Below are 8,152 nucleotides of genomic sequence, written 5' to 3' on the forward strand. Positions count from 1 at the left end.
TGGCCGCAGCCCCTGACTCGACACAAGGCATCGGATGGACAGCCCCGCGATGAGCGACACCATGAGCGAGATGAGCGACGACCTCAGTGCGTTGGCGTGGGTGCACGAGGAGCTGCGCCGCTCGCTCGACAACGCCCACAAGGCCTTGCGACGCTTTGTCAAAGAAAGCGAATCGGTCAGCGGCTCCGACGTCGATGCTGTCGACCCGGCGGTGCTGCGCACCGCGCGACAGCAGATCCACCAGGGCGTGGGTGCACTGGAGTTGGTCGGCCTGCCCGCCGTGGCCGTGGTGCTGCGCGCCAGCGAAGCCGCGGTGCAACGTTTTGTCGCCAAACCCGACAAGCTGACGGTGGCCGACGTCGACACCATCGAGATGGCTTCGTTTGCCTTGCTCGACTTCCTGCAGCGCATGCTGTCGGGCAAGCCGGTGTCGCCGCTGGGGCTTTTCCCGCGTTACCAGGCCGTGCAGGCGTTGGCGGGTGCCGATCGCATTCACCCGGCCGACCTCTGGGTCAATGACTGGCGCTGGCTGGAGCTCGCGCCCGAAAAGGGCATCACAGCGCATCCGGTGGACGAATCCGCCCGTGCCGCATTGGAAAAGCAGCTGCTGCTGATGATGCGCGGCCAGAACTCCCAGGCCGCGCTGTCGATGAGCGACATCTGCGCCAGCCTGGGCGCGGGCGCGCCGAGCATGCCGGCAGCCACGCTGTGGCAGCTGGCCGCGGCCTTCTTTGAAAGTCAGGCGCATGGCTTTCTGAAGCCTGACCTGTTCAGCAAGCGGGTGGCTTCACGCCTGCTGGCCCAATTCCGTGTGTTCCAGCGTGGCGAGACCGATGTTTCCGAACGTCTGGCGCAAGACCTGCTGTTCTTCTGCGCTCAAAGCGCCTCGCCGGGCGATGGCCGCAAGGCACCGCGTCTGGCCGCGGTCCGCCAAGCCTATTCGCTCGCCCAACACGCGCCGGCCGATTACGAAGTCAACCGCCTGGGCCGCTTCGACCCGGCCGTGATCGCCCAGGCGCGCAAGCGCGTGGCCAGCGCCAAAGACGCCTGGTCGGCCATTGCCGGCGGCGAAATGCACCGCATGGGCGGCCTGTCCGAGCAGTTTTCGCTGGTCGGCGACTCGCTCAAGCGCCTTTACCCCAGTGGCGAGGTGCTGGCCGACGAGCTCGCCCAAGCCGTGGCCCAGACCCAGCAGACTGGCGCTGCGCCACAGCCCCCGCTGGCCATGGAAGTGGCCACCAGCGTGCTGTACCTCGAAGCCTCGCTGGAAGACGGCGATTTCGACCACCCCGAAGAAGCCCAACGCGTCAAACGCCTGGCCAACCGCATTACCTCGGTGCGCGCCGGCAATACCCCCGACCCGCTCGAAGCGTGGATGGAGGAGCTGTACCGCCGCGTCTCCGACCGCCAGACCATGGGCAGCGTGGTGCAGGAGCTGCGTGCGTCGCTGTCTGAAGCTGAAAAGCACATCGACCAGTTCTTCCGCAACCCCGCTCAGCGCGAAGCGCTGTCGCCGGTGCCCGGCTTGCTGGCATCGATGCGCGGTGTGTTGTCGGTGCTCGGCATGGATCAGGCCGCTCACGCGGTGCTGCGCATGCGCGACGACGTCGACGGCCTGCTCAACACCGAAGTCGACCCGCAACTGGTCGTGCAGTCGGGCACCTTCGATCGTCTTGCCAGCAACCTCGGTGCGCTGGGCTTCCTGATCGACATGCTCAGCGTGCAGCCGCAGGTGGCCAAGTCGCTGTTCGTCTATGACCCGCAGGCCGGCACGCTCAGCCCCCTGATGGGCCGCAGCGCCGCCGCACGCAATGCCTCCAACCTGGTGGTGCCGGCCATCGAGCCGCGCCTGATCGAACAAGCGCAGTCGCTGGCCTTCGCCGCCGTGAGCGACCGTGTGCCGCTCGACGAAGTGTCTCGTGACCTCGAGCACCTGTCGCACGAAGCACAAGCCGCCGCACAGCCTGAATTGCAGGCCGCCGTGGCGCAGGCCCAAAACGCCATCGAGCATGCCATCGGGCCGGCTGAAGTCACCGCTGCACGCGAGCAGTTGTCGGAGGCCCTGGCCGATTTTGTGCACACCGCGAGTGAGCCGGTGGGCCTGGAGCCGGAGCCCGTGGTCGCCAAGGCGCCACCGCCTCCCCCCCCTTTGTCTCCCACGCCCACCAGCCTGGCAACCGACCTCGGTGACGACCCCGAAATGCGCGAGATCTTCCTCGAGGAAGCGCGCGAAGTGATCGAAACGGCCCAGGGGGCCTTGGCACTGTTGGCCAACTCCCCGGCCAACCTGGAGCAGCTGACCACGGTGCGCCGGGCGTTCCACACCCTCAAGGGCAGCTCGCGCATGGTCGGGCTGAAAGAATTCGGCGACGCCGGTTGGGTCTGCGAGCAGGTTTACAACAGCTGGCTGGCCGAACAAAAGGCCGCCGATCCGACGCTGCTCGGCTTCTCCAACAACACCCTCAGCTACTTCAGCGACTGGGTCGAGGCCATTGCGATCCAGCAGTCGGGCGCGTTCAATGCCGCCCCGGTAAAAGCTGCTGCCGATGCACTCGCAAACGGCCAGCCGGTTCCGGCCATCGTGCCGTCGGCGGGTGCCGATCTGCCGATGATGTCCTTGTCGTTCCCGGTCGATCTGCCGAGCGCGCAAGACCTGGTGCTGCCGCCCCCGCCCGCGCCGGCACCTGCTTTGGCGCCAGCGGCCGAGCCACTGCCCGAACTGTCGTTCGACCTTGATCTGGGTTCGTTCGACGACCCAAAACCCCTCGCGGCCCCCGCGGCCGCGACCCCCACGCCGACCACTGACCTGCAGGCCGACGAGCTGCTCGAGGCATTCGAGCAACCCACCGTGGTCGAGGTGCACGCGCCGGTCGAGCCATTGCCGACCGCCGAGTCTGTGGAGCTGATCGAACTCGATCTCGACGACAAACTGTTTGCTGCTGACACGCCGGTCGAGCCCGAGCTCGCGCCGGAGGCTGCGGATGTTGCCCCGGCGCCGTCTGACGACGATCAAGTCAAGATCGTGGGCGACCTGCGCATCAGCATCCCGCTGTTCAACATTTACCTGAACGAAGCCGACGAACTCTCGCGCCGCCTGACCACCGATGTGGCCGAGTGGGGCATGGAGCTGTACCGTCCGGTGGGCGAGGTACCGGTCGCGCTGGCTCATTCGCTGGCGGGCAGTTCAGCCACTGTGGGCTTCAGCGACCTGTCGCATCTGGCGCGCCTGGTCGAGCACGCGCTGACACGGTCGCACACCATCGGCCACGGCACGCCCGAAGAGGCTCGTTTGTTTGTCGATGCGGCCGAAGAGATTCGCCGCCTGCTGCATCAGTTCGCCGCTGGCTTCCTGAAGCCGGTGTCGCCTGAGCTGCTGCAACGCCTGGCCGAGCACGAGATCAGCTCGGCCCGCCGGCTCGAAGCCGCCAATGCGGCCGAAGCCCCTGAACCCGAAGCACCACCGCCCCCGGTGCTGCTCGAAGAGCCCGAATTTGTCGAGCCGCCGCCAGCCGAGCCTCTGGCTCGCTCGTCGCGCCCGGCGCCTTTGGTGGCCAACTCCGAAGCCCTGGCGGCCCACGTCGACAGCGCGTTCGGCGGACTCGACACCAATGTCGGCTCGCTTGGCCAAGCCGAGTTCAAGACCTTTGCACCCCTGCCCGTCGAGGCCACACGTGCTGCGCCGGTTCGTGCCGATGCACTCGACGGCGAAGACGACATCGATTCGGTGGACGCCGTCGACGCCGAGCTGTTCCCGATCTTCGAGGAAGAGGCCGAAGAACTGCTGCCGCAGCTCGACTCCAAGCTGCGTGAATGGGCGCGTCGCCCGACCGACAACGGCCCGGCGGCGTCATGCATGCGCACGCTGCACACGCTCAAGGGCGGTGCCCGTTTGGCGGGTGCCATGCGCTTGGGCGAAATGGCCCACCGGCTCGAAACCCTGATCGAACACCTGCTGGCCCAGCCAGCCGCCAGCGCGGCCGATGTGGAAGCGCTGCAGTCTCGCTCCGACGCCCTCTCCGCCACCTTCGAGGCGCTGCGCTCGCGTGATGCCCAGGCTTATGCCGAGGCTGAAGATTCCGTGCATGCCGCGCTCTCGGCGCCCGAACCCGTGGTCATGGCTCCACCGCTCATGCCCGTGGTGGCCCCGGTGTTGCCACCCGTGGCGGTGACCTTGCCGCCGGTTCAGGTGAGTGAGCCGGTGGCGGTGCCCGCACCAGCGCCGGTACTGGCTGCGCAAGCCCCGGTGGCCGTTGCTGTTGCTGCTGCCGCGGCTGCACCGTCGCGAGATGTCGATTGGTCGCGTTTCGCCGCCAAAGAGGGTGATGCGCCGGCCCAAACCGCAGCCGATCGAAACGTTGGCGCGTCCAACGCGGCGGTGCGGGTGCGCGGCCCCTTGCTGGAGCGCCTGGTCAACCAAGCGGGTGAGGTGAGCATCACACGCTCGCGGATCGAATCCGAAGTCGGCAACATGCGCGGCTCGCTCGGCGACCTGACCGACAACCTGGAGCGCTTGCGCGTGCAGTTGCGCGACATCGAGTTCCAGGCCGAAACGCAAATGATCTCGCGCCAGGAAGCGGCCAAACAGGCGCACGAGGCCTTCGACCCGCTCGAGTCCGACCGATTCACGCGCTTCCAGGAACTGACCCGCATGATGGCCGAGTCGGTGAACGACGTGGCCACTGTGCAGCGCACGCTGACCCGCACGCTGGAAACGACCGAAGACGAACTTGCCGCCCAGGCCCGCCTCACGCGCGACCTGCAAGATGACCTGCTGCGTACCCGCATGGTCGAATTCGAAAGCACCTCCGACCGCCTTTATCGGGTGGTGCGCCAAGCGGCCAAGGAAACCGGCAAGCAGGTGCGGCTTGACATCGTGGGCGGCTCGATCGAAATCGACCGCGGCGTGCTGGACCGCATGACACCCGCCTTCGAGCACTTGTTGCGCAATTGCGTGACGCACGGCATCGAGGCGCCAGAGGTTCGCACTGCGGCGGGCAAGGAAGCGACCGGCAGCATCGTCGTCGCCCTGCACCAGGAGGGCAACGAAGTCGGCGTGGAGTTCCGCGACGATGGCGCCGGCCTCAACCTGCAGCGCATCCACGACAAGGGTGTGGCCATGGGCCTCATCCAGGACAGCGTCCAGCACAGCGCCGGTGACCTGGCCAACCTCATCTTCACCCCCGGCTTCTCGACCGCCGACACCGTGACCGAGCTGTCGGGCCGTGGCGTTGGCATGGACGTGGTGCGCTCCGAAGTGAACGCCATGGGCGGCCGCATCGAAACCGCCACCGCCGCCGGCCAGGGCACGAGTTTCAAGCTGGTGCTGCCATTGACCACGGCGGTGACGCAGGTGGTGATGGTGCGCAGCGGTTCGACCGTGGTGGCCCTGCCGGCCACGCTGATCGAGATCGTGCGCCGCGCCAGCGCCAAGGAGCTCGACGAAGCCTACGCCACCGGCAGCTACCCGCTGGGCGAACGCTCGCTGCTGTTCTTCTGGTTCGGCTCGCTGCTGCAAGAAGGCCCGCGCAGCCAGGAAGTGGTGACCCGCACGCGGCCGATCATCGTGGTGCGCAGCGCGCAGCAGCGCATTGCGCTGCACGTCGACGAAGTGCTGGGCACGCAGGAAGTGGTGGTCAAGAACCTCGGGCCGCAACTGTCGCGCCTGCCGGGCCTGGCCGGCATGACGCTGCTGGCCTCGGGTGCCGTGGCACTGATCTACAACCCGGTGGCCTTGGCCACCCTGTACGGCGAAAGCGCGCGTGCGGCCACGGTGGCGGCGCTGCGTTCTGGCACCGTCGAAGCCGTCACGCCCACAGCCGAAGAGGCTGCGGCCCGCGCTGCGCCTCTGGTGCTGGTGGTCGACGATTCGCTCACGGTGCGCCGCGTCACGCAGCGCCTGCTGGTGCGCGAGGGCTACCGCGTGATCCTGGCCAAGGACGGTATCGAAGCGCTGGAACGACTGGCCGAAGACCTGCCGCAGGTGGTGTTGAGCGACATTGAAATGCCTCGCATGGACGGCTTCGATCTCGTTCGCAACATCCGCGGTGACTCTCGCCTGCGCGCCCTGCCGGTCATCATGATCACGTCGCGCATCGCCCAGAAGCACCGTGACTACGCCGCAGAGCTGGGCGTCGACCACTACCTCGGCAAGCCTTACTCGGAAGAAGACCTGCTGGCCCTGATCAGCCGTTACACCACGGCACCCGTCACGGCCTAGGGCAAGCCCGGCTTGCCCTTCCGTCCCCCGCATCATGTCCGAACTGGTTGACCATCTCGCAGAGCTCACCGGCTTTCGAGACCGCGACATCCTCGACGTGACGCTGGTGGGGGCCTTGCGCGACATGCTGCGCCCACGCACGGTCACGATCTATCGCTCCGTGGGCGAGGCCGGCAACGAGCGATGGATCACCCGGGCCCGCCTGGGTGAGCACGATGCGGTGGCCACGGCCGACCCGGCCTGGGCCGATGTGGAAAGCCTTCCACCGCTTGCCCTTTTTCCCGAGCGCATGCAGGCGATGAAAGGCCAGGCGGCGGTGGTCACTGTGCCCGGGCGCCACAGCCTGAGCCTGTTTCCGGTCAGCACCGACCGTGAGGTGGTCGGGGTGATGGAGATCGAGACGATCCAGCCGCTCTCCGACGAATCGCGTCGCATGGTGGGCAGCATCCTGCGCATCTACCGCAACTTCCAGGGGCTGCTCGATTACAGCGAGCGCGACACCCTCACCGGCTTGCTCAACCGCAAGACCTTCGACGAGAGTTTTCTCAAGGCGACCAGCGAACCGACCGGCGTGCCGCCGCTCACCGCCGATGGCCGCCGCCATGTGGCCAGCGGCCACCGCCACTGGCTGGGGCTGATCGACATCGACCACTTCAAGTCGGTCAACGACAACTACGGCCACCTGATCGGCGACGAGGTGTTGCTGCTGCTGTCGCGCCTGATGCGCAGCAGCTTCCGCTTTCACGACCGGTTGTACCGTTTTGGCGGTGAAGAGTTCGTGGTGCTGATGCGCTGCGCCAACGAGCAAGACGCCGCGCTGGCGTTGGAGCGCATGCGCAGCAACACCGCCAGCTACCCTTTCCCACAGGTCGGGCAGATCACCATCAGCATCGGCTTCACCGAGGTGCTGCCTGGCGACACGCCGAGCGGCGCCTTCGAGCGGGCTGACAAGGCGGTGTACTTCGCCAAAGGGGCTGGCCGCAACCAGGTGCAGAGCCATGCAGAGCTCATCGCCCGCGGCGACCTCGCCGACGAATCGAAGATCGGCGACGTGGAGCTGTTCTAAAGCAACGCCCGCGGAACCGGCTTTGCCGGGCCGCCAGGCGGCGCCCCGTGGGGGCAGGAGCGAAGCGACTGGGGGGCTAGCATCTGGCGCTTCACTTTGTTCGCTTGACCACCGCGTAACGTTGGAGTGTTTTCTCCCTGGCCTCGTCGTGGATCACGATCGGCCTTGGGTAGTTCTTGTCCAACACCAACTTGGCGTCCATCAACTCGATCGGCCGCGCCAGCCATGGTGCATGAATCGCCTTGTCTGACAGCCCGGCGAGCTGCGGCAGGTAACGGCGGATGAACTTGCCTGACGCGTCGAACTTCTCGCTCTGGCTCACCGGGTTGAAGATGCGGAAGTAGGGCTGCGCATCGCAGCCGGTCGAGGCCGCCCACTGCCAGCCACCGTTGTTGGCGGCGAGGTCGTAGTCGTTGAGCTTCTCCGCGAAGTAGCGTTCGCCCCAGCGCCAATCGATGCCGAGGTCTTTCACCAGAAAACTCGCCACCACCATGCGCAGGCGGTTGTGCATGTAGCCGCTCTGGTTGATCTGCGCCATCGCGGCGTCAACAAGGGGGTAACCGGTGCGGCCTTCGCACCAGGCGGCGAACAAGGCCTCGGCGTGTTTGCCGTGTTCCCAGCGGATCGCGTCGTACTCAGGCTTGAAACTCGCGCCCACCACCTGCGGGCGGTGGTGCAGCACCTGGTGGTAGAAGTCGCGCCAGATCAGTTCGGAAAGCCAGGTCGCCGCCCCCGCTGAGCCATGGCGCATGCGGCTTTCCGCTTCGCGCGCCAGCTGGCGGATCGACACCGTGCCAAAGCGCAGGTGGGTCGACAGGTAGCTGGGCCCTTTCACCGCGGGGAAGTTGCGCGCCTCGTCATAACGGTCG

At 66.9% G+C, this 8,152-nt stretch carries 3 protein-coding genes; 2 read left to right on the top strand and 1 reads right to left on the bottom strand.

The window, feature by feature from the left end:
* Positions 1 to 34: 34 nt before the first annotated feature.
* Positions 35 to 6,217 (top strand): Hpt domain-containing protein, encoded by a 6,183-nt coding sequence (locus tag RMO40_RS21365; protein WP_309725616.1) that lies wholly within the window; start codon positions 35 to 37, stop codon positions 6,215 to 6,217.
* Between the two features lie 34 nt (positions 6,218 to 6,251).
* A complete protein-coding gene (locus RMO40_RS21370; protein ID WP_309725617.1) occupies positions 6,252 to 7,283 on the top strand; it encodes a diguanylate cyclase in 1,032 nt (343 codons plus the stop codon).
* A 91-nt stretch (positions 7,284 to 7,374) separates the two neighbouring features.
* On the opposite strand, the gene RMO40_RS21375 is transcribed toward RMO40_RS21370, so the two are convergent.
* A partial coding sequence (locus RMO40_RS21375) for an FAD-binding domain-containing protein (RefSeq protein WP_309725618.1) occupies positions 7,375 to 8,152 on the bottom strand: 778 nt, incomplete at its 5' end.

The organism is Rhizobacter sp., from assembly GCF_031412075.1.
GTDB lineage: Bacteria > Pseudomonadota > Gammaproteobacteria > Burkholderiales > Burkholderiaceae_C > Rhizobacter.